Here is a 20,950-nt window from a genome sequence, read left to right on the forward strand (position 1 = left end):
CTGGCGCCGCATGCAGAACTGTATTAACCAAATCGTTCACTATCAGGCGCTTAGTGCACTATTTTGATGCCCAGCCAATATTTAAAAAATAATTTTAATATCAACATCTTGATATTTGTAACTTAATTTTAACTCGCGCACTTTTCGAAAAATCGATCACTTCCACGACGGTCGTGCACGCTGCTGGTGCGGTTGTACCGGTACCAAAGAAACGTACTAGTATCCGGAGCTATTAGAGACGGGTAAGCAGCCTCTATCCGACAAATATAAAAAGCTGGCCTCTGTCAAAGCTGTGTAGCCCTTACCGTCACGATGCGATATCTGACCCGCGGTTTATCCAGCGCTTTGACCTCAGGTGGCCAGTGTCATCAGGAGGAAATGCCATGGTGGAAGAAGTAGTTAAATTACAGGTGGTTGATCGCGTCGCAGTGGTGACGATGGACCGTCAACCGGTCAATGCCCTCAGCCGCGAAATGCGCCGACAGATCGTTGCCACCTTCGATGAAATATCGGCTCGTGACGACATTCGGTGTGCGGTTCTCACCGGCGCCGGCCGCGTATTCTGTGCCGGCGCCGACCTCAAGGAGCGTCCGGACCAGGACATTCCCGGCGACTTTCTCGAGCACAACCGCATCACTCGCGAAACGACCAATGCCATCCGCGAATGCTCAAAGCCCGTCGTTGCTGCCGTCAACGGCACCGCCTTGGGTGCTGGCATGGGGTTGATGGCGGCCTGCGATATCCTTTACGCCTCCGATAACGCCACCTTCGGTATGCCCGAGATCAACGTTGGGCTTGCCGGCGGCGCGGCCATGCTGCGCACGCTGTTCGGACGCTCGACCATGCGACGTATGTTCTTTACCGGCCAGCGACTGACCGCTCAAGAGCTGCTGCGTAAGGGTGTCATCGAAGACGCTCTGCCCGCCGAAGAGCTGTTACCAGTGGTCATGGAACTTGCCAAAGAGATCGCCTCCAAGGCGCCGCTGGCCACTATCTACGCCAAGCGCGCCGCCAATATGGTGGAGCTCATGCCGCAACGGGATGCGTATCGCTTCGAGCAGGACTTCACCATGGCGCTGGCCAGGACCGACGATGCCCGTGAAGCGCGCATGGCCTTTCTGGAAAAGCGTGAACCCGTCTTCAAAGGACGCTGATCGCCATGTCGAATACTTCCATGCAAACGCCCGGCATGGGCATCGAATCGTTTTTCAACGCGCGCGGCATCGCCATCGTCGGTGCCAGCAACGATATCAACAAGATCGGCGGGCGCCCCGTCCATCTGCTCAGCAAGTACGGCTATGACGGGGCTATTTACCCGGTCAACCCCGGGCGCAGCCAGGTTCAGGGGCTGCCCGCCTATCCCTCTTTAAAAGAACTGCCCGGTGTGCCGGAGCTTGCCGTGCTCGCCGTTTCCTCGGAGCACACGCTGGCGGCGCTCGAGGAGTGTGCCGCTGTCGGCGTGCGCGCCGTCGTGGTGCTGTCCGCGGGGTTCGCGGAAAAGGACGACGCAGGGGCGGCGCTGCAGGAAAGGCTCACTACCCTTGCTCGTGAAAACGGCATCCGTTTGCTGGGGCCTAACTGTCTGGGGGTGGTCAACGTGGTCGACCGGGTCATCGGCTCGTTCACCATCGTACTGGAAGAGAACATGCCGCTGCCGGGCAATGTGGGCATCGTTTCCCAATCCGGAAATGTCGGCAGCTTTCTCATGCAGAACGTGTCGCGCCGGGGGTTGGGCATCAGCCGCTTCATGGCCACCGGTAACGAAGCGGACGTGGATGTAGCCGACGGCATCGCGGCGCTTGCCCAGGACGACGTCACTCAGATCATCCTCTGCTGCATGGAGACCTGCCGCGATGCCGGCCGGCTAACCGAGGCGCTGGACATGGCTCGCCGTCAAGGCAAGCCCGTCATCGTCTTGAAGATCGGCTCGACCGATGTCGGCCAAGCCGCCGCCGCCTCGCATACCGGAGCGCTGGCCGGCTCGGACAGCGTCATCGACGCCGTTTTTCGCCGTCACGGCGTCGTCCGGGTGCACTCGATCGAGGCGCTGCTCGACATGGGCCAATCGGCGTCGCTGCTGGGTACCGCGCGCTTGCCCAAGGGGCCGAGAGTAACGCTGGTCGCTGCCTCGGGCGGCTTTGGCATCATGATGGCGGATGCGGCGACGAAGGCGGGCTTGGTCTTGCCAGCGCTGAGCGAGACCACTCGGGCGCGCATTCAGGAGGCCGTACCCATGGCCGGCACCCATAACCCCGTGGATGCTTCGGCCCAGATGTCGAGCGACCCCGCCATTCTCTTCAAGATGCTCTCAGCGCTGCTGGAAGAACCCAATACCGACGCCACGCTGCTGTTTTTATCGCTGTCGCTCTATAACAGCCGGCTACGTGGCATCTACATGGACGCGCTCAAGCAGATCCGCGAGGCCCACCCCGACAAGCTGCTGATGGTGGTAAGTGAAGGTCCGAGCGACGCGGTGGCCGAGGTCAACGCGCTGGGCATTCCGGTCTTTGGCACGATCGATGCGGCGGCAAGCGGCATCGACGGCCTGGTGCGCTTGGCTCGGGTGGCCGAACTGTCGGCGCCGCCGGTCTATGACGGTCCCATCGAGCCTGTCGATCCGGCCGTGTTCAGAAACGAGGCAGAAGCGAAGAAAGCGCTGAGCCAGCTGGGTATCCCGGTGCTCGAGGAGAAGATAGCGAACTCCAGCGAGCAAGCGGTGGAGCTTGCCCGGGGTATGGGCCTGCCCGTGGTGCTCAAGATCATATCGCCGGACATTACCCACAAGACCGAGGCAGGCGGCGTGGCGCTCGATCTTGCCTCCGAGCAGGCGGTACGCGATGCGTATGCCCAGATGCTCGAGAGCGCGCGCGCTTACGCCCCTTCCGCGCAGATCGACGGCGTGCTGGTGACACCCATGGCCAAACCGGGCACGGAGTTGATCATGGGCGTATCGAAGGACCCAGTCTTCGGCCCGGTGGTGATGGTCGGAACCGGCGGCGTGTTCGCTGAAATCCTCCAGGATGTCGCGGTTCAGGTGGCCCCGGTCTCGTTCGATGAGGCCCGGAGCATGATTCGCTCTCTCAAGCTCTATCCCATCCTGGATGGAGCGCGCGGCAAGCCCAAGGCCGATGTCGATGCTGTCGCCCAAGCGCTTGTGGTGTTGTCGGAGTTTGCCTGCCGGCACGAAGAAACGGTTGCCGAAATCGATATCAATCCTGTCCTCGTGTATCCCCAGGGCGCCGGCATCATCGCGCTGGATACGCTGATGGTACCGGCACAATCACAACGTTAGCCATCTGGAGTCAGTGATGAGTTTCAATACGGATGTGGTCATTCCCGACCCCGCTACCGGGCAGGGAGTCTATCGCCAGCACGCCCGCGAATGGTTGCAGGCGAACCTGCCCGATCACATGCGCAGCGATAGCCTGAACTATCGCACGCCGACCCTTCAGGAAAGTGTCGATTGGGAAACCGCGCTCTACAAGGCAGGGCTTGCAGGCATGACCTGGCCCAAGGAATACGGTGGCTACGGCTTGAGCCTGCGCGAGCATCTAGCCGTCAACAAGGAGATCGGGGCGCTGCCCATGCCCGAAAGCGTTGGGTCGATCGGCAAGGAACTGGCCGGCCCGATCATCATGGCGGTAGGCACCGAAGAGCAGAAGCGCGAGTTTTTGCCGGCAATACTCTCCATGCGTGAACACTGGTGCCAAGGGTTCTCGGAGCCTGAAGCGGGATCGGACCTTGCCAGCCTTCGTACCCGCGCGGTTCAGGAGGGCGATCGCTGGGTCATCAACGGTCAGAAGATATGGACCAGCGGCGCCGCCAAGGCACGCTACTGCCTGCTGCTGACGCGTACCGGCACCGTCGCCGATCGGCATCGCGGTCTGTTGATGTTTGCCGTACCGATGGATACGCCGGGAATCCGGGTCGTGCCGATCAAGTCGATCGACGGTAAGGAATCCTTTGCCGAAGTGTTTTTCGACAACGTCACCGTGCCCGACACCGCCCGGCTCGGAGCGCCGAATGAAGGCTGGAACGCGGCGATCCGCGTGCTCTCCATCGAGCGGGCCACCAACCGCATGTACCGGCCCTGGCGTTTCGAAGGCGAGCTCAAGCAACTGGTTCGCGCCTGCAAGTCGGATCCCGAACTTTCGAAGCTTCTCCAGGAGAGCTACTACCAAAGGCGGATTGGCCAAATCGCCTGCGAAGTTGATGGTTTAAAAGGACTTATTGAAAAAGTCGTCGATCAACTGATGGCCGGCGAGACCATCGGGGCGCAAGGGTCGCTTAATAAACTGTACTGGTCGGAATGCCACCAGGCATTCGCCGGCCTGGCGATGGAGATGGTCTCCCACGTGCACGAAGGATCCAGCGAGCTTGCAAAAAGAGCCAAGGCACATTTCACCAACGCTTATCTCTTCGCCCGGGCGGAAACACTCTACGCCGGCGTTACCGAAGTGCAGTTGGACATCATCGCGCAGCGAATCATGAACTTGCCCAAGGAGTCCCAGTCATGAGTATGGACGAGGATCTACGCCCGGAAGAGTTTGCTGAAGCGGCTTCTGCCGCCGTGGGCGATGTTATCGGCCGCGAGTTTGCCGAGGTGGCCAGCACGCTTGGTGGGGCGGGTTTGCTGGGCGTTTGCGCCGCTGAAGAGGATGGCGGCATGGGGCTGCCCATCGCCTTCGCTGTGCCCATCTGCCAGGTCGCGGGCCGTTTGCGCCTGCGCTTTCCCGTCGTCGAGCAGGCGCTGGTGGCCAAGGCACTGGCCGGCACCCCGCAGGCGGCAGAGCTGATCAATGGCGAGCGCACGGCCACCATCGCGTGGCACGCGGAGCACCAGGGCACGGCTGGTCACGCGCCTTACGCGGCAGACTGTGATTGGATCCTGGTGCCGGATGGCGACGGCGCGGCCCTGGTGGCGTGTGACGCGGTAACGCTGACACCGCACGCCGAACTCGACCCGGAATCGCCCTATTACAGCGTGTCGCTCGAGAGCGCACCGATTCTCCAGCGCATCTCGGTGCAGCGCTATCAGGCGCTTCGCGAAGAGGCTTATCTGCTGACCGGCGCTTATCTCAACGGCGCCGCCCAAGGGGCGCTCGAGTATACCGCCGACTACCTGGCCGGGCGGGTCCAGTTCGGCCGACCGCTGACCGCGAAACAGGCGGTACGCCACCATCTGGCGCGGATGAAGCTGCTCAACGAAGTCTCGCTGTGCGCCATTGCCCGAACGGTCGAGACCGATGAGTTCGACGCGACTCGCAGCTACAAGACGGCCTGGGCCGGGGCGCTTACCAATGCCCTGTTCGTCATCGAAAAGGCGATTCATCTCAACGGCGGCATGGGCTTCACTTGGGAGGTGCCGCTGCATTATGCCCTGCGTGACGCGCGGCGCATCGAGGCGGCGTTGCAAGGTAGCGCCACCATCAATGCGATCGGCCAGAATTTCATCGACGCCGCTTGAAGGAGAACAACATGGACATGAACATGGATAACCGCGCAGTGCTGGTAACCGGCGCCGGCAACGGTATCGGTCGCGAAACCGCGCTGCAGATGGCGGCGCTGGGGGCGGTCGTAGGTGTTAACGACCTGAAGGAAGAGTTTGTCGAAGCCACCGTCAAAGCGATCACCGAGGCCGGCGGTCGCGCCTTTGGCGTTGTCGAGAACGTTTCGACCCAGGAGGGTATCCAAGCCGCCGTGCAGCGGGTCAAGGCGCATTGCGGGCGCTTCGACGTGCTGGTCAATAACGCCGCGTGGGTGCGCTATCAGGCCATTCCCGACATTCGCCCGGACACCGTCGATCGCATGGTCGATGTGGGTTTCAAGGGGGTGATTTGGGGCATCCAGGCCGCCTCCGAGGCCATGGACACTGAACGAGGCGGTGCCATCATCAACGTCGCCTCCACTGCGGCGCTGCGCTCGACCCTCAACTCGGTGGTTTACTCGGGCATCAAATCGGGGGTGCTCGGTATCACGCGCGCGGCCGCAGCGGAGCTCGGCAGTCAGAACATTCGCGTTAATGCCGTCTGCCCCTCGGCGGTGCCCACGGAAGGTACTCAGCGCAACCGCAATGCCGAGCGCGATGCCGCGCGTGCCGCTAAAACCCCTCTCGGCCGGCTAGGGACGGTGACCGACATCGCCAACACGATCTGCTTTCTGGCCAGCGACCGGGCGGGCTTCATGTCCGCACAGGCGCTGGTTGTGGACGGCGGCGTGACCTTCACCAACCTTTGACGTCTACGGGGACTTCGATGACGACTGTCTTGATCACAGGCGCCGCGGCGGGTATCGGTGAAGCGACTGCCCGCCTTTTCGCGGCGAAGGGCTGGCGCTGCTTGCTGGTCGATCGGGCGTGTGATCGGCTCGAGCAACTAATCCGTGAGCTGCCTGCAGGCAGCACGGGTGCGCACCAGGCCCTCGTCATCGATCTCACCGATAAGGCCGACATCGGGCGTCTGGCCGGCCTCGATCTTACTCTCGACGTGGTCATCAACAACGCTGGGATATCAAGCGACCGACCAGATGCCCTGGTCCACCAGCCGTGGGAGGCGCTGCGCCCAGTCGAGGAGTTGAACCTGCTCGCTCCGATGAGCGTCGTCGAGGCGCTGGATGCCTCGCTGGCCGCCGATGCCCGCGTTATTCACATCGCCTCGGGGGCCGGGCTTCGGGCGCTGCCCCAGCGTGGCCTCTACAGCGCCAGCAAGGCGGGCGTCATTGCGCTAGCCAACGCTCAGGCACACGAGGCGCCAGGACGGTCAACCTACGCGCTGTGCCCCGGCTTCGTGCGTACGGCACTGGTAGAGGGGCTGCTCGAGCAGGGACGTCTCAAGCTTGAGGACGCCATCGGCAAAATCCCCATGGCTTACATGGGGCGCCCCGAAGATATCGCACAGGGGCTGTTTTTTCTGGCCACGCTGACGAAAGCTCGTCTGGAAGCGCCGGCGCTGGTGATCGACGGAGGCTCGTCGGTGTTTGGTGGCGGCCAACGCCTCAACGACACGGCGGCCACGCCGGTGGACATGGATGCCGAGTGCGATTTTCGGCTCGTCGGCGAGAGCGAGACGAGCCTCGAGGCGACGGGGGCGCTCGGGCCCACCCCGTTGGCGCCGGTGGGCTACACCGCGGTGATCGACTTCACCGCCCGGCACGTTGCTGCAGAGCACCTGCTGGAAAGCCTTCACCGCATTGCGCGGGCGTTCACCGCCGCGCACACGGCGCCTGCCAGCCTCACGGTGGTCCTGCCGTTCGTCGACGCCGAGCGCTCCGCCCCCGAGCAGGCCTTCGCGGCGGCGGCATCGATGCTCGTTGCCACGCTCGCCTGCGAGCTGGGGCCTGTCGGCTATCGGGTCAATGCCGTGGCATGGGCACCGGATATGGCCCCGGACGCTCTTTGTCAGATCTTGCGCTATGTCTCGGGCCCCACAGGACGGTTTCTCGCCGGCCAGACCCTGCGCTTCACGAACCGATACTAGATCCAAAATGACTTCATACAACGACAATAAGGCCCCCGCTGACATCAAGGCGATGTTTATCCAGCGACGTGGCTACTGGCGCCCCTGGACCCAGACCCTGCTGGAAGAGCATCCAGCGTTTCTGGAGGCCTATGCACGCTATGCAAGCTATCCCGCCAGTGCTGGCCCGCTCGACGCGCGCATGGTCGAGCTGATCTACGTCGCGCTGGACGCCTCGGCGACCCATCTGTTCGAAGCTGGCGTCCAGACGCACCTCGAACTGGCTCGCCAAGCTGGTGCCACTACCGGCGACGTTCTGGATGTGCTGCATCTGGTGGCACTTCAAGGCGTGAACCGCGTCTATGAAGCCATCGCGATTCTGGAAAGCGAACTCGGTCAAGGGGCATCGTTTGAGCGCGGCGCGACGAGCCGTGATGCCGAATTGCCCGAGGCATTGAGACGTGAAGTGGAACGGCATTTTCCCGGGAGTGCCGAGGAGCTTGGCGCGCTGGCGCGCTTCGATGCCGAGTACTTGCGCCAGGTAATGGCGTTCATGGATGTTAGCGCGCCAGGCAGCCGGCTGGTTGAAAAAGAAAAGCGTCTTGTCGAGGCCGCCTTGCACTCGAGTTTCACGGGCTTCGACGAAAAGGCATTGCGGCGCTCCATCCGCGCGGCAGTGAGGGCCGACGCCACGGCCGATGAAATCGCCCAAGCTATCCAGCTCGGGTCTCACCTGTCCGTCCATGGAACAGCACTAGGGGTGAAGTGCCTTGGTGCCGACAAGAACAATCGAACGCACGCCACTTGATGAGGTGTAAAATGCTATCAAGAGCTTTAACCAAAAACGTCCCCGACATGATAGGCGCCTTGTTCACGATCGCCGTGGGTGTCTTTGTGCTGTCCGAATCATCGAGCTATCGATTTGGCAGTCTCAGCAGCATGGGGCCTGGCTACTTTCCCCAGATTCTCGCGTGGCTACTGGTGGCGATGGGTGTCTTCCTGTTCGTCATCACCTTTATAAGTAAACCTTCGGAGTCCAGGCTTCATCTTCCTGACGTCATCCCCGTTTTGGTCATCGGCGCCTCGATTCTATCCTTCGGGCTTTTGATCGAAGCGGCAGGCATGGGGCCGGCCATTTTTGCATCGGTCTTCATCTCGACCTTCGCCTCGACGAACATCAATATTCTTCGTTCGCTGCTGCTGGCGTTACTGACCACGCTCGCCTGTGTAGTGGTCTTTGTTTATCTGCTGGGGCTGCCCGTTGAGGTGTTAGCACTATGAATACGTCACAACTGGATAACATTCTGCTGGGGTTTTCTGTTGCCCTCTCCGTAGAGGGAATTTTCTACTGTGCGGCCGGTGTGCTGCTTGGCACGATCGTAGGCGTGCTTCCGGGCTTGGGTACCATGGCGACGCTCGCCGTGCTGATGCCGATCACGTTTCATATCGAGCCCTCCTACTCCATCATCATGCTCGCGGGCATCTACTACGGCGCCGCCTATGGCGGCTCGACCGCGTCGATTCTCATGAATCTGCCGGGTACCGTCACGAGCGTGGTGACCGGGCTCGACGGCTTCCCCATGGCGCAGAACGGCAAGGCGGGGCTGGCGCTGTTCATCACCGCGATCGCCTCCTTCATGGGCTCCATGATCGGCGCCTTGCTGCTGGCGCTGTTTACCATTCCGCTGGCGGCGGTGGCGAAGAGTTTCGGCCCGCAAGAGTATTTCATGCTTATGGTATTCGGTCTGATCGCCGCGTCCCTGTTCTCGACCGGGCGTCCCGTCAAGTCGTTGATCACCGTAACGCTCGGCGTGGCGTTTGGTCTGGTCGGGTTGGATTTGAATAGTGGGGCGGCCAGGTTCACGTTTGGTATGCCGGAGCTTTACGACGGCCTTTCTCTAGTGGCCGTAGCGCTGGGGCTGTTCGGTTTGCCGGAGATCATCGCTACCGCAAAACGCGGGCCACTGGGCAACATGCGTGACAACGATGTCTCGTTCAAGGCGATGATGCCGACGCGTTCGGAGCTCAAGGAAGCGACCTTCCCCTCGCTTAGGGGGACCGGGGTCGGCGCCTTTTTCGGCGCGCTTCCCGGCACCGGCGGCACCATTGCCACCTTCCTCTCTTACGCGCTCGAAAAGCGCCTTTCCAAAACGCCGGAGAAGTTCGGAAAAGGGGCGATCGCGGGCGTTGCCGCGCCGGAAAGCGCTAACAACGCGGCGATCCAGACCGCCTTCATTCCCACCATGAGCTTAGGCATTCCGGGGGATGCGGTGATGGCGCTGATGCTGGGGGTACTGATGGTGCACGGCATCATTCCAGGGCCTGGCGTGATCAACGATCACCCCGACATCTTCTGGGGGCTGGTGGCCTCGTTCATCGTGGGTAATATCCTGCTGGTGATCCTCAATATCCCGCTGGTCGGGCTGTGGGTTCGGCTGCTGCGTATACCGTACCACTTGCTCTTTCCCGTTATGGTGGCTTGCGTATGCATCGGTGTGTACTCGGTCCAGAACTCGGTGTTCGATATTTATGTCCTGATGGGCTTCGGTGCGCTGGGCATCATCCTGAAGTCGCTGAAGTTCGACAGTGCACCGCTGCTGCTGGGCTTCATTCTGGGGCCGATGATGGAAGAGCACTTCCGGCGCGCGATGGTGATAACCCAGGGCGATTTCTCGACGTTTATCAACCGTCCAGTATCAGCCTCCTTAATGGCCATTTTGATGCTACTGCTGGTCGGGGCAGCCCTGAAGCTTGCCTATCTCAGCGCAAAGAGAAAAGGGTTCTTCAAAGCGGCAACAGGCAAGGCACGTAGTTGATACGTATGCGGTGCTGTAGACGCGATGTTTGAACAATCGCGGCCTTGTTCTTTGGTCCTGCCATAAAGTATCTGGATTTTGGCCGCCGTGTTATGGGTTTTAACCGTGAGCTGGACAGGATCATCCTCCAGCTCACCGGGCTCATGCCAACGTTCGCGTTGATGATAAATAACGAGAGGTAGGTGCGCTGTCATTGACAAGTCACCATGACGCTACCATGACGCGCACACCGTTTTGGATTTACGTTAAATAAAAAAAAAGGCTCATAAGCAACGTATGCTTAATTACATCTCATTAAATAATAGTGTCTTTATAAAGCATATGAAGATCGCTGCGAATGAATGTGTAGAACGATTCTTGAATGCCTGGTTTGAGTTTTCAAGATATGAGTTCGTTAAAAGACATCATATTGCTGCACGGTGGCAATCTAAATATCTTGGTTCATAACTTTAAGTATAAAGATATTCCTTAATCAAATATTTGTTTGAACGTTCTGGTTAGAATCAGGGCCTGTTGGCGCCTGCAATAAATTCAACTGCCTAATAACAACGGACCAATGTGTCCTGCAAGTTTCAGCGCACGCTGGAAATGAGTGCCACTCATTAGTGGCGAATGTAGATCTAATGCAAACGGCATGAGTCAAGACGAGCTTTTAACGTCCGGGCTATAGGTCAACCGTGCATTAAACAAGGGTGCTACTTCGGAGCATAAAAACGACAATGAAAAATAGTCTTAAAACTGCAGTGCTGGTTTCAGCGACGGCTCTCTCCTCTTATTCCGCCAGTCAGACTTACGCGTATGAATTCGAAGTGGGTGAAACGACAGCCAGCATATATGGTTATGCCAAGCTGGATATCATCTATGACGTAGACGATGAGTTGGGGCTTACCTCTTTAAGAGGCAAAGCCGCGCGCCTGGATATCGACAAGGATGAAGGCTCGGACGGCCATTTCTCCATGCAGGCTATCGAAAGCCGGATCGGTTTCAAGACGTCGTCTCCGGTACAAGGCAGCGATTTGATTACGGTGGTTGAAGGCGATTTTTATGGGGACAATGGTAATGGAGGGTTCAGGCTCCGGCACGCTTACGGTGAATGGAACGATATTCTGGCAGGCCAAACCTGGACGAACTTTGGTAGTGGATTATCGGCCACTCCTCTTATCGATTTTGCAGGTACCTCGGGCCGTGCGCTTACACACCGCCAGCCTCAGTTGAGATATACGCAGGATAATTTTTCCTTTTCCATCGAAGACCCTGATGACAAGGGGGGAGTGGTAGATGACGCTGGAGCAAAAAGCAGCCTCCCTGACATGATCGTTCGATATACAGATCGCTCGGAGTTCTTCAACTATTCATTGGCGGCCGTTGGACGTTACCTCGAGTACGATAACGCTGGTTTAACAACGCCTGCTTCAAGCGACAGTGCTTTTGGCTGGGGAACCACCTTTGAAACGGCCGTGAATTTTACGCCAGATTTGACGGTCAGGGCGGGTGTCACCTATGGCGATGGTATCGGTGGTTATACCAGTGGAAACACCTCGCCTATCCCCGGCTATGTCGACGAAAATGGCTCTCTCCAGACGGTTCGCACGGTAGGCGCAAGCCTTGGGGCGAGTCTGACAGTCGGCCCGGGCGCCATCAATGCGGCCTATTCGCGCGTGGAAAACGACTTCGAAGACAACCCGGACTATGTCGTAACCAACGAAAATACGACCGAGGCTTGGCTCAACTATATTTGGGCGCCGGCTGGGCGTATTCAATACGGTGTCGAAGCCGGTTGGCACCAGCGTGAGCAGGTGGATGGCAATAAGGGAGACGCGTTACGCCTTCAGGGCATGGTCAAATATAGCTTTTGATTCATAGTCACGCCTATTACGACAAGGTCTTAACAGCCTGATAAACATGACCTGATGAAACTCGATCATTGCCTTGTTCATTAACAAGGCTTTTTTATTTTTAGGCGTGAGAACAACAAGACTGGGAATGTCGGCGTATCGATCCGGGGGTGTAAACGTTACAAGACGCGGTAGAAAACACATCCGTTTCATGTATCTCACGAGCTCGCAACCATCGACTCTTGTATGAAGCAGCTGTGTAGAGGCGTCAGAAAAAAGCGATACCCTCATCACCTGGCGGTAAAGGTCATGAGGGTATTTTCGAATCGGGCTTAAGCCAGTGCCGTTGGTTTAACCGGCGAGCTTAATGGCTCGCCGGTTTGCGTTTTCAAAACACGGGTATGGTCAGCGGCATTCGTTTTTAGTGGCTGTGCTCGTGCTCGTGCTCGTGCTCGTGCTCATGAGCATGGTCGTGGCTGTGATCATGGGCCAGCTCGGCATCGCCCGCTTGAGCCAAAGCGTCGTGCAGCAGCTCGGCGTTGTGGCGCATCATGCCAAGGTAGGTGCTGGCGGGGCCCTCGCTTGCGAGAGCATCGGCGTAAAGCGTGCCCTTGATCTCAAGGCCAGTCTCTTCGGCGAGCTGCTCGATGACCGAGGGGTTGGTCATGTTCTCGTGAAACAGCGCCTGCACGTTTTCGTCGTTGATCACGTCGACCAGTGACGCCATGCTGGCGCCGCTCGGTTCGACTTCCGTCGACAGCCCATAGGGTGACAAAAAGCGCACGCCGTAGGCGTTGGCGAAGTAGCCAAAGGAGTCGTGGCCAGTGATCACGGTGGCTGAGGCCGGCACGTCCTCGAGCAGCGTACGAAGCTCACCGTCGAGCTCGGCCATCTCTGCCAGGTAGCGCTCGGCGTTGGCGCGGTAGTCATCGGCGTTCGCTTCGTCGGCGTCGATCAGGCCATCACGAATGTTGGTTATATAGACTTCGGCCTGGGCCATGTCCTGCCATGCGTGCGGGTCCTGGTCGCCGTGTACGTGGTCATGCTCATGGGCCTCGTCGCTGTCGCTATCGTGGGCGTGTTCGTGGCTATGATCGTGAGCTTCGCCGCTGTCGTGGGCGTGCTCGTGGCTGTGATCGTGGGCCTCGTCGCTGCCGTGAGCGTGTTCGTGGCTGTGATCGTGAGCCTCGTCGCTGTCGTGAGCGTGCTCGCCGCTATGATCGTGCGGGTGGTAATCCAGCGCTTCGATACCGTCGGTGGCGGTGACCAGTTGGCCCTGGTAGTCGCTGGCGTCCAGCAGGCGATCCATCCAGCCTTCGAGCAGCAGGCCGTTGAACACGACCAGATCCGCCTCGGCCAGCGCGCGAGCGTCGCCCGGGCGCGGCGAGTAAACGTGGGTGTCGCCGTCGGGGCCGACCAGCGAGTTCACCTCGACGTGCTCGCCGCCGACGTTTTCGACCATGTCGGCCAGAATGGAGAAGCTCGTGACCACCTGAACGCGCTCGGCGGCCATGGCGGCGGGCAGTGCCAGCAGCGTGGATACGCCGACCAGTAGCGGGGTGAAACGTAGTGACATGACGACTCCAGATGCGTGGTTGATGAGTGACGAATCCCGGCTAAGGCAGCTCGGACGCCGCCTCGAGCGGCGCCGTTTTACGCCGTAGCCTAGCGGCCAGGCTGTGGTAGCGGCCAAACAGCGCCGAGAAAAAGTACGCTGAGCCTGCCAGCAAAATGATGCTCGGCCCCGATGGAATATCCAGGTGATAGGAGAGCAAAAGCCCGCCGGTACTGGCGAGCATGGCCAGCACCACCGCGATACCCATCAGCCCTTCCAGGCGCTTACTCCAAAAGCGTGCGGCGGTGGCGGGCAGCATCATCAGGCCTACCGCCATCAGCGTGCCCAATGTTTGGAAACCGGCGGTGAGGTTGAGCACCAAAAGCCCCAGAAACACGCTGTGCACCCAGCCGTTTCGCCGGCTTTGGCCGCGCAGAAAGAGCGGGTCCAGGCACTCGACCACCAGCGCGCGGAAAATCCAGGCAAGCGTTACAACGATCAGCGTGCTGATGCCGGCGATCAGCAGAAGGGCCGTCGAGTTGATCGCCAGAATCGAGCCGAACAGCACGTGGGTGAGATCCACGCTGCTGCCGCCAATCGAGATCAGCATGACCCCGGCGGCCAGTGAAATGATGAAGAAGCTCGCCATGGCGGCGTCTTCGCGCTGGCCGCCCATCTTCGATACCGCCCCGGCCAACAGCGCCACCATCAGCCCGAACAGCACGCCGCCGATACTCATCACCGGCAGCGAAAAACCGGCCAGCAGAAAGCCGAGCGCCACGCCCGGCAGGATGGCGTGGGCCATGGCGTCGCCGATCAGGCTCATGCCGCGCAGCACCAGAAAGACCCCCAGCGGCGGCGCGGCGATCGAAAGTGCCAGCCCGCCCACCACCGCGCGGCGCATGAAACCGTAGTCGAACGGGGCGATCAGCCAGGCATTAAGCAGTTCCAGCATGCTGACCTCCTGCAACGAAGGGCACGATATGAGCGGGCAGGGGCGGCTCGGCAAGCGCTTCCGGCGCCACCCAGCGGCCATGCCCCTGGCTTATGATCAGCACTTCATCGGCCAGGCGCTTGAGGTGATCCATATCGTGCAGCACAACGATCAGCGTCACGCCGCTTTCTGCCATCTGACGAAAAATCGTGATCAGAATATCGACCGTTTCGCGGTCCACGTTGGCAAACGGCTCGTCAAGCAGCAAAAGCTCCGCTTCCTGCATCAGCGTGCGGCCGATCAACGCGCGCTGGCGCTGGCCGCCGGAAAGCTCGCCAAGCGGCCGGTGAGCCAGGTGTGAAATACCGAGCCGCCTCATGATGTCGCGCCCCTTGCGGTAGTGGGCCGCGCAGTAGCCCTTGAGCGCACCGTGGCTCGGCCAGGTGCCGGTCATCACCAGCTCCTCGACGCTCATCGGAAAGGTCAAGTCCAGCGCCAGCTGCTGAGGGAGCCAGGCGCGCCGCTCGGGAGCGATATCGCACTGCACGTGGCCGGACACCGGGCGCAGCTCGCCCATGATGGCCTGAATCAGCGTGCTCTTGCCCGCCCCGTTAGCGCCGACCAGCGCGGTGATCGCGCCGGGCAGAAAATCGCCGTGTAAATTCTCGAGCACCATGCGCCGGCCCTGGGCCAGGTGCAGGTCGTCAAGCTTTAACCGCGTGTGATCGCGATGGCTCATTGCGCCCACCCGCCGGCCCAGAAAACCAGCAGCCACAGCGCCAACAGCGGTACGGCGACCAGCAGCAGGCGTTTAGTGGCGGATAACGACATCAGTGAGAAGTGGCAGGGCCCTTCGCGATTGTGGCGGTGCGGATGGTGGCTCAACGTCTCTCTCCTCGGCGACCAATTAGGTTATAACATAACATTAAAAAATGCCAAAAAATTGCCGAGTATTTTACTCGCTTGCCGGGGCGTGGCAATCACTGCGTGCTTCAAACGATAGTCGAGCGACGGTGCGTTATAAACCTCACAGATGGGGGCTAGCGGGGGCGCGTCAGACGAACGAGACAATAGCGCTTTAGGACCCTCACCATCGAAAAGCCGATCGGCACTGCGCCACAGACGCTTTACAGGCAGTGGCGCTGCGCTAATAGCAACAAGTGCAGATCCTGGGCGTCCCCTTCAAGCGAGGCGACAGTGGATGAGGTGGGGCGACGCCGTTTATCCAGGCGCTCGAACATCTAGTAGCGCCAGGTCGCGCCGACCTGATTCGGCGCCAGCGTAATGGCGTACTCGCCTTCCAACGTGACCGGGCCCATCGACACCCGCGCCGGCTGAAAGCGGTTGATGGCGGAAGACGCCTGGTTCGGCTGGGTCCAGATCTGCAGCTCGTTGACCAGCATGCCGGTGGCAAAGTTGAGCGCCGCATCGTCACCGCGCCCATCGGCGGCAATGACCCCGGCCGCTATCCCGTTGACCACCAGCGACCCTACCCGTGCCCCCCAGCCACGCCGCTCGCGCTCGGCCTGCGCAAGCTCGAGGCCCAACGCCTGCACGCCGCTCAAGTCACCGCTCGCCTTCAAGCGCTCGTAGCGCGCCAGCGCCGCCGGGTGCGGCTGGCGGTCGGTGAACATGCCGCCCAGCGCCAGCGCGGATTTCACCGCCCCCACCCGCGCATCGAACCGGTCGTCGGAATCGCTCGCCTCGCTCGACTGGTAGACGTTCACCGCCAGGCTCGTGGCGTAGATGCCGCTCCACCCCCACTGCCACAGGTTGGCCTGGCGCGCGCCGTTTTCGAACACGTCGTCATAGGCCGCCCAGTCACCGGAAGACTGCGCAAAAGCGGGAAGAGTGAACGCGCACGCAAACGCGCAGAGCCAGAGACGTAGCCGCATGATCGAAAACCTTTAGGAAGGAAAAGTCACGCTAAGCGTAGCACGCCCTACCCAGCGCGAAGGTTGAAACGCTTCTTTTCCAGGCTTAAGTATGACGAGGATTGATGGCGTTCACGCATCGCGGATGGTTAGATGATCAAAAAGACTTAGGGGGCGCCCCATGGATGACGTTTCGTCGAGTGACCTAAAGACCATCCTGCACTCGAAGCGGGCTAATCTTTACTACCTGCAGCACTGCCGCGTACTAGTCAACGGCGGCCGGGTCGAATACGTCACCGATGAAGGTACCAGGTCGCGCTACTGGAACATTCCCATCGCCAATACCACCTCGCTTTTGCTAGGTACGGGCACCTCGATCACCCAAGCGGCAATGCGCGAGCTGGCCAAGGCCGGCGTGCTGGTGGGGTTCTGCGGCGGGGGCGGCACGCCCTTGTTCGCCGCCAATGAGGTCGATGTCGACGTCGCCTGGCTCACCCCACAAAGCGAATATCGACCCACCGAGTACCTGCAGTACTGGGTGCGCTTTTGGTTCGACGATGCCAGGCGCCTCGAGGCGGCTCGCGCCTTTCAACTCGCAAGGCTTGCGCGCATCGACGTGCTCTGGACCAGCCGAGCGATGCGAGAGGCCGGTTTCGACATCGACAAGGCGCGCTTGCAAGGCGCTCTGACTCATCATGTTGAAGCGATTCGTCACGCGCCCAGCACCGTCGAGCTGCTGACTTTGGAAGCGCGGCTCACCAAAACACTCTTCAAGCTGGCCGTGGAGGCCACCGGCTATGGCGAGTTTACCCGCGCCAAACGCGGCGCAGGCGCTGATCCCGCCAACCGCTTTCTCGACCACGGCAACTACCTGGCCTACGGGCTGGGGGCTACCGCCACGTGGGTGCTGGGTATTCCGCACGGGTTGGCCGTGCTGCACGGCAAGACGCGCCGCGGCGGTCTGGTGTTCGACGTGGCGGATCTGGTCAAGGACGCTGTGATTCTACCCCAGGCGTTTATTTCCGCCATGCGCGGCGACGAAGAGCAGGAGTTTCGCCAAGCGTGTATCGAACGATTAACGCGCACCGAATCCCTCGATTTTATGATTGATACGCTCAAGGACGTCGCCCAGATGCTGGGGAGCGGCGAGCCATGAACGTGCTGCTGATCTCTCAGTGCAACAAGAATGCGCTGAAAGAAACCCGGCGGATTCTCGATCAGTTTGCCGAGCGCCGAGGGAACCGCACTTGGCAAACCCCGATCACCCAGGCCGGGCTTGATACCTTGCGCAAATTGCTGCGCAAAACCGCCCGTAAAAACACCGCCGTGGCCTGCCACTGGATACGTGGCCACGACCACAGCGAGCTTGTGTGGATCGTTGGCGACGCTTCGCAGTTCAACATGAAGGGCGCCACGCCGACCAATACCACCCGGCGCAATATTCTGCGTCGTGAGGACGAGAACGACTGGCACAGCGGGCGGCTGATTCATCTGCTCGCTTCCATGGCTGCCCTTATGCATGACCTGGGCAAGGCCAGCGACGCGTTTCAGCGCCGCCTGCAGGGCACCCTCGAAGGGCGTAATCGCTACCGTCATGAGTGGGTATCGCTGCGTTTATTCGAAGCCTTCGTGGGCGAGGATAGCGACGCGGGCTGGCTCGCGCGGCTTGCAAACCTGGAGGAGTGCGATCACGCCGCTTGGCTCGACAGGCTCAAACGCGATGGTCTGGATGACGCCGCGCGGGCGCGGCCCTTCGATCACTTGCCGCCGTTGGCGGCCGCCATCGGCTGGCTAATCGTCAGCCATCACCGCTTGCCTGCCTTGCCCGCGTTCGATGACAGTGGCCAACAGAAATGGCTCGGTGCCAGGGCGCACCTCAACGCCGACACCGTGCCTGTGTTGCCTCACGCCATCACCGCCGCCTGGAACGAACGCGTCGAGCCAGCCGAGGAAAAAGACATTGCGCCTTACTGGCACTTTCCCCATGGACTGCCAGTGACGGAAAAAGCCTGGCGCGAGCGGGCTCAGCGACTGGCGCGCCAGCTGGGAGAGGTGCGCATCGACTGGCCGCCCGGCGAATCGCCCTACGTGATGCATCTGGCACGGCTTTCGCTGATGCTGGCGGATCACCACTACTCCAGCCTGACCGGCCCCGGGCGGCTGGACGGGGCATGGAGCAAGACGCTCTACGCCAACACCGCCAAACTCAACGGCAAGCGGCAGATGAGCCAGCCGCTGGTCGAGCACCTGCTGGGCGTGACACGGGCCACCGGCGAGATTACTCACCGCCTGCCGGACATGCTTGGGGCGATGGGCGGTATCACCCACCACAAGGGCTTCAAGGCGCGCAGCAAACACCCGCGTTTTCGTTGGCAGGACAAGGCGTATGACCTGGCGGTCGGCCTGCGCGACAAAAGCCGCGCCCAGGGGTTTTTCGGCATCAACATGGCCTCCACCGGCTGCGGCAAGACGATTGCCAACGGACGCATCTGCTACGGGCTGAGCGAACCGGAAAAGGGCGCGCGCTTTTCGATTGCGCTGGGGTTGCGCACCCTGACGCTGCAGACCGGGCAGGCCTACCGTGAACGGCTGGGCCTGGGTAGCGACGACCTTGCCGTGCGCGTGGGCGGAGCGGCCAGCAGTGAGCTTTACGAGCATCAGCAGGCGCAGGGTGGCTCGGATTCGCGCGCCGAACTGCTCGACGAGCAGAGCCATGTTCATTTCGAGGGCAGCCTCGACGACCACCCGGTGCTGTCCCGCGTCATCACCGACCCGCGCGCTCGCGCCCTGATCGGTGCGCCGATTCTCGTTACCACCATCGACCACCTGATGCCCGCCACCGAGAGCCTGCGCGGCGGCCATCAGATCGCGCCCATGCTGCGCCTGATGAGCAGCGATCTGGTGCTCGACGAGCCCGACGACTTCGATATCGATGACCTGCCCGCGCTCACCCGGCTGGTGTACTGGGCGGGCCTGCTGGGCCCGCGGGTGCTGCTCTCCTCCGCCACCTTGCCGCCCGCGCTGGTGCGCGGCCTGTTCGACGCCTACCGGCAAGGCCGTGCCGAGTATCAGCGCCACCGCGGCGTGCCCGGCGCGCCCATCGAGCCGGTGTGCGCCTGGTTCGACGAGCACGGCTGCACCCACGCAAACTGCGCCGACGGTGAGCGCTTCGACGCCGCGCACGCCGCCTTCGCCCACAAGCGTGCGGCCAAGCTCGCCACCCTCGAACCGCTGCGGCGCGGCTATATCGTGCCGTTCACTGCGCCTTCAACGCTTGAGGCAATCAGCGAGACGCTGGCGCAGACGATTCTCGAACAGGCACGTGCGCTGCACGACACGCATCACACCAAAGACCCGCAAAGCGGCAAGCGGGTGAGCTTTGGGCTGGTGCGCATGGCCAACATTGCGCCCTTGGTGGCCGTGGCGCAGGCGCTTTACCGCGCTGATGTGCCTGACGGCACGCATGTGCATCTGTGCGTCTACCACTCCCAGTTTCCCTTGATTCTGCGCTCGCGGCTGGAGGCGCGGCTCGACCAAACGCTTGACCGCCGCGAGGAATTTGCCGTGTTCGATCTGCCGGATATCCGCGCGCGCTTGAAGAATGAGGCGAAGGATCATCTGTTTATCGTGCTCGGCTCGCCGGTGACCGAAGTGGGGCGCGATCACGATTACGACTGGGCAATTGTGGAACCTTCCTCCATGCGCTCGATCATCCAGCTTGCCGGGCGAGTGCGCCGCCACCGCGACGCGCCCGTCAGCGCTCCCAATATCGCGCTGCTCGATACCAACGTAAAACACCTGGAAGGCAAACGGTCCGCGTTCAGTCACCCTGGTTTTGAAACCGAACAGTTCTGGCCGTTGACGACGCACCGACTCACGACACTCCTGCGCGACGACGATCTCAATCCCATTGACTCCCGCCCACGCCTGACGCCCGTTGAACCGCTTGCGCCAAACGCCAGGCTGGTCGATCTGGAACACGCGCGGCTGGCCTCGTTGATGGTCGAGGGTAGCGAGCCACCCATACCCGCAAGAAGGCGCAGGCGCCGAGGCGAGGCGCCAAAGCGCGACCTGGGCGCTTACCTGTTCTACCGGCCCGCGACGCTGACGCTAGCCGCCGTTGCCCTGCAGTACGCACCGTTTCGCGAGGACAACGCGCAGGAAAGCGAATTTGTGCTGATGCCGGACGAGGCCGAAGAGGATTACTGCTTTTACCGCGTGGAAAGGGAGCGGCGTGAAGAGCGCTGGGTCGCGGTGGAGCGCGAGCTGGATCGGCTGCCGGATGCGCTGCTTGCCAACCCGCGCATCACGCCCTGGAACGAACCCGACTACATGGCCGCGCTTGGCGAGCAGGCCGACGCCATGGACATGAGCCTGGAACGCTGCGCACGCCGCTTCGGCCGCATCCGACTCAAGACCGACTACGCCCCGTACGGCTGGCATTTTCATCCGGCGTTGGGGTTTGTGAGGAAGAAATAACTG

17 protein-coding genes are annotated in these 20,950 nt (G+C 61.1%); 12 read left to right on the top strand and 5 right to left on the bottom strand.

The genetic code is table 11. The features are described from left to right. Positions 1-383 precede the first annotated feature (383 nt). The 10 genes from ACGLWX_RS12910 (at position 384) to ACGLWX_RS12955 (ending at position 12,126) form a co-directional block, all read left to right on the top strand. The gene (locus ACGLWX_RS12910; RefSeq protein WP_396240193.1) at positions 384-1,154 is read left to right on the top strand and encodes an enoyl-CoA hydratase/isomerase family protein; all 771 of its coding nucleotides are present in this window, start codon (positions 384-386) and stop codon (positions 1,152-1,154) included. A gap of 5 nt (positions 1,155-1,159) precedes the next feature. Further along, the gene (locus tag ACGLWX_RS12915; protein WP_396240195.1) at positions 1,160-3,292 is read left to right on the top strand and encodes an acetate--CoA ligase family protein; all 2,133 of its coding nucleotides are present in this window, start codon (positions 1,160-1,162) and stop codon (positions 3,290-3,292) included. Between the two features lie 16 nt (positions 3,293-3,308). Then, on the top strand, positions 3,309-4,517 hold the full coding sequence (locus tag ACGLWX_RS12920; protein ID WP_396240197.1) for an acyl-CoA dehydrogenase family protein: 1,209 nt from the start codon (positions 3,309-3,311) through the stop codon (positions 4,515-4,517). Beyond that, entirely contained in the window at positions 4,514-5,467 is a 954-nt protein-coding gene (locus ACGLWX_RS12925; protein WP_396240199.1) for an acyl-CoA dehydrogenase family protein, read from the top strand. Before ACGLWX_RS12920 ends, ACGLWX_RS12925 begins: the two co-directional genes overlap by 4 nt. A gap of 11 nt (positions 5,468-5,478) precedes the next feature. Then, positions 5,479-6,237: an SDR family NAD(P)-dependent oxidoreductase gene (locus tag ACGLWX_RS12930; RefSeq protein WP_252105902.1), complete on the top strand. Its 759-nt coding sequence runs from the start codon at positions 5,479-5,481 to the stop codon at positions 6,235-6,237. A 17-nt stretch (positions 6,238-6,254) separates the two neighbouring features. Further along, entirely contained in the window at positions 6,255-7,475 is a 1,221-nt protein-coding gene (locus ACGLWX_RS12935) for an SDR family oxidoreductase (protein ID WP_396240201.1), read from the top strand. A gap of 7 nt (positions 7,476-7,482) precedes the next feature. Then, positions 7,483-8,262, top strand: a complete 780-nt coding sequence (locus tag ACGLWX_RS12940) for a carboxymuconolactone decarboxylase family protein (protein WP_396240203.1) — start codon at positions 7,483-7,485, stop codon at positions 8,260-8,262. Positions 8,263-8,321: 59 nt separating this feature from the next. Beyond that, positions 8,322-8,735, top strand: coding sequence for a tripartite tricarboxylate transporter TctB family protein (locus tag ACGLWX_RS12945; RefSeq protein ID WP_396240205.1), 414 nt, complete (start codon positions 8,322-8,324; stop codon positions 8,733-8,735). Then, a complete protein-coding gene (locus ACGLWX_RS12950) occupies positions 8,732-10,270 on the top strand; it encodes a tripartite tricarboxylate transporter permease (RefSeq protein ID WP_396240207.1) in 1,539 nt (512 codons plus the stop codon). The genes ACGLWX_RS12945 and ACGLWX_RS12950 overlap by 4 nt, the downstream gene beginning before the upstream one ends. A 719-nt stretch (positions 10,271-10,989) precedes the next feature. Then, entirely contained in the window at positions 10,990-12,126 is a 1,137-nt protein-coding gene (locus ACGLWX_RS12955) for a DcaP family trimeric outer membrane transporter (RefSeq protein WP_252105907.1), read from the top strand. A gap of 400 nt (positions 12,127-12,526) precedes the next feature. Here ACGLWX_RS12955 and ACGLWX_RS12960 read toward each other — a convergent pair whose 3' ends face one another. The 5 genes from ACGLWX_RS12960 to ACGLWX_RS12980 form a co-directional block, all read right to left on the bottom strand. Further along, positions 12,527-13,681, bottom strand: a complete 1,155-nt coding sequence (locus tag ACGLWX_RS12960) for a metal ABC transporter solute-binding protein, Zn/Mn family (RefSeq protein WP_396240209.1) — start codon at positions 13,679-13,681, stop codon at positions 12,527-12,529. 40 nt (positions 13,682-13,721) lie between these two features. Further along, on the bottom strand, positions 13,722-14,615 hold the full coding sequence (locus ACGLWX_RS12965; protein ID WP_252105909.1) for a metal ABC transporter permease: 894 nt from the start codon (positions 14,613-14,615) through the stop codon (positions 13,722-13,724). Continuing rightward, entirely contained in the window at positions 14,599-15,333 is a 735-nt protein-coding gene (locus ACGLWX_RS12970) for a metal ABC transporter ATP-binding protein (RefSeq protein WP_396240211.1), read from the bottom strand. The genes ACGLWX_RS12965 and ACGLWX_RS12970 overlap by 17 nt, the downstream gene beginning before the upstream one ends. Beyond that, complete coding sequence (locus ACGLWX_RS12975; RefSeq protein WP_252105911.1) at positions 15,330-15,479, bottom strand: hypothetical protein; 150 nt, start codon at positions 15,477-15,479, stop codon at positions 15,330-15,332. Before ACGLWX_RS12975 ends, ACGLWX_RS12970 begins: the two co-directional genes overlap by 4 nt. 356 nt (positions 15,480-15,835) lie before the next feature. Continuing rightward, positions 15,836-16,489, bottom strand: a complete 654-nt coding sequence (locus ACGLWX_RS12980) for a hypothetical protein (RefSeq protein ID WP_396240213.1) — start codon at positions 16,487-16,489, stop codon at positions 15,836-15,838. A gap of 160 nt (positions 16,490-16,649) precedes the next feature. On the opposite strand from ACGLWX_RS12980, the gene cas1f reads away from it, so the two are divergent. Then, positions 16,650-17,624 carry a type I-F CRISPR-associated endonuclease Cas1f gene (gene cas1f, locus ACGLWX_RS12985; protein WP_396240215.1) on the top strand — a complete coding sequence of 325 codons (975 nt, stop codon included), beginning with the start codon at positions 16,650-16,652 and terminating at the stop codon, positions 17,622-17,624. Next, entirely contained in the window at positions 17,621-20,947 is a 3,327-nt protein-coding gene (cas3f, locus tag ACGLWX_RS12990; RefSeq protein WP_396240216.1) for a type I-F CRISPR-associated helicase Cas3f, read from the top strand. Before cas1f ends, cas3f begins: the two co-directional genes overlap by 4 nt. The last annotated feature ends 3 nt before the right edge of the window (positions 20,948-20,950 follow it).

The sequence above is a fragment of the Halomonas sp. HMF6819 genome (assembly GCF_044335525.1).
Lineage (GTDB): Bacteria > Pseudomonadota > Gammaproteobacteria > Pseudomonadales > Halomonadaceae > Vreelandella.

What these genes read in the sequence shown, in the direction of transcription:
- ACGLWX_RS12910 (WP_396240193.1), top strand. Translation starts at nt 384, where the DNA reads ATGGTGGAAGAAGTAGTTAAATTACAGGTGGTTGATCGCGTCGCAGTG.
- ACGLWX_RS12915 (WP_396240195.1), top strand. Translation starts at nt 1,160, where the DNA reads ATGTCGAATACTTCCATGCAAACGCCCGGCATGGGCATCGAATCGTTT.
- ACGLWX_RS12920 (WP_396240197.1), top strand. Translation starts at nt 3,309, where the DNA reads ATGAGTTTCAATACGGATGTGGTCATTCCCGACCCCGCTACCGGGCAG.
- ACGLWX_RS12925 (WP_396240199.1), top strand. Translation starts at nt 4,514, where the DNA reads ATGAGTATGGACGAGGATCTACGCCCGGAAGAGTTTGCTGAAGCGGCT.
- ACGLWX_RS12930 (WP_252105902.1), top strand. Translation starts at nt 5,479, where the DNA reads ATGGACATGAACATGGATAACCGCGCAGTGCTGGTAACCGGCGCCGGC.
- ACGLWX_RS12935 (WP_396240201.1), top strand. Translation starts at nt 6,255, where the DNA reads ATGACGACTGTCTTGATCACAGGCGCCGCGGCGGGTATCGGTGAAGCG.
- ACGLWX_RS12940 (WP_396240203.1), top strand. Translation starts at nt 7,483, where the DNA reads ATGACTTCATACAACGACAATAAGGCCCCCGCTGACATCAAGGCGATG.
- ACGLWX_RS12950 (WP_396240207.1), top strand. Translation starts at nt 8,732, where the DNA reads ATGAATACGTCACAACTGGATAACATTCTGCTGGGGTTTTCTGTTGCC.
- ACGLWX_RS12955 (WP_252105907.1), top strand. Translation starts at nt 10,990, where the DNA reads ATGAAAAATAGTCTTAAAACTGCAGTGCTGGTTTCAGCGACGGCTCTC.
- ACGLWX_RS12960 (WP_396240209.1), bottom strand. Translation starts at nt 13,681, where the DNA reads ATGTCACTACGTTTCACCCCGCTACTGGTCGGCGTATCCACGCTGCTG.
- ACGLWX_RS12965 (WP_252105909.1), bottom strand. Translation starts at nt 14,615, where the DNA reads ATGCTGGAACTGCTTAATGCCTGGCTGATCGCCCCGTTCGACTACGGT.
- ACGLWX_RS12970 (WP_396240211.1), bottom strand. Translation starts at nt 15,333, where the DNA reads ATGAGCCATCGCGATCACACGCGGTTAAAGCTTGACGACCTGCACCTG.
- ACGLWX_RS12980 (WP_396240213.1), bottom strand. Translation starts at nt 16,489, where the DNA reads ATGCGGCTACGTCTCTGGCTCTGCGCGTTTGCGTGCGCGTTCACTCTT.
- cas1f (WP_396240215.1), top strand. Translation starts at nt 16,650, where the DNA reads ATGGATGACGTTTCGTCGAGTGACCTAAAGACCATCCTGCACTCGAAG.
- cas3f (WP_396240216.1), top strand. Translation starts at nt 17,621, where the DNA reads ATGAACGTGCTGCTGATCTCTCAGTGCAACAAGAATGCGCTGAAAGAA.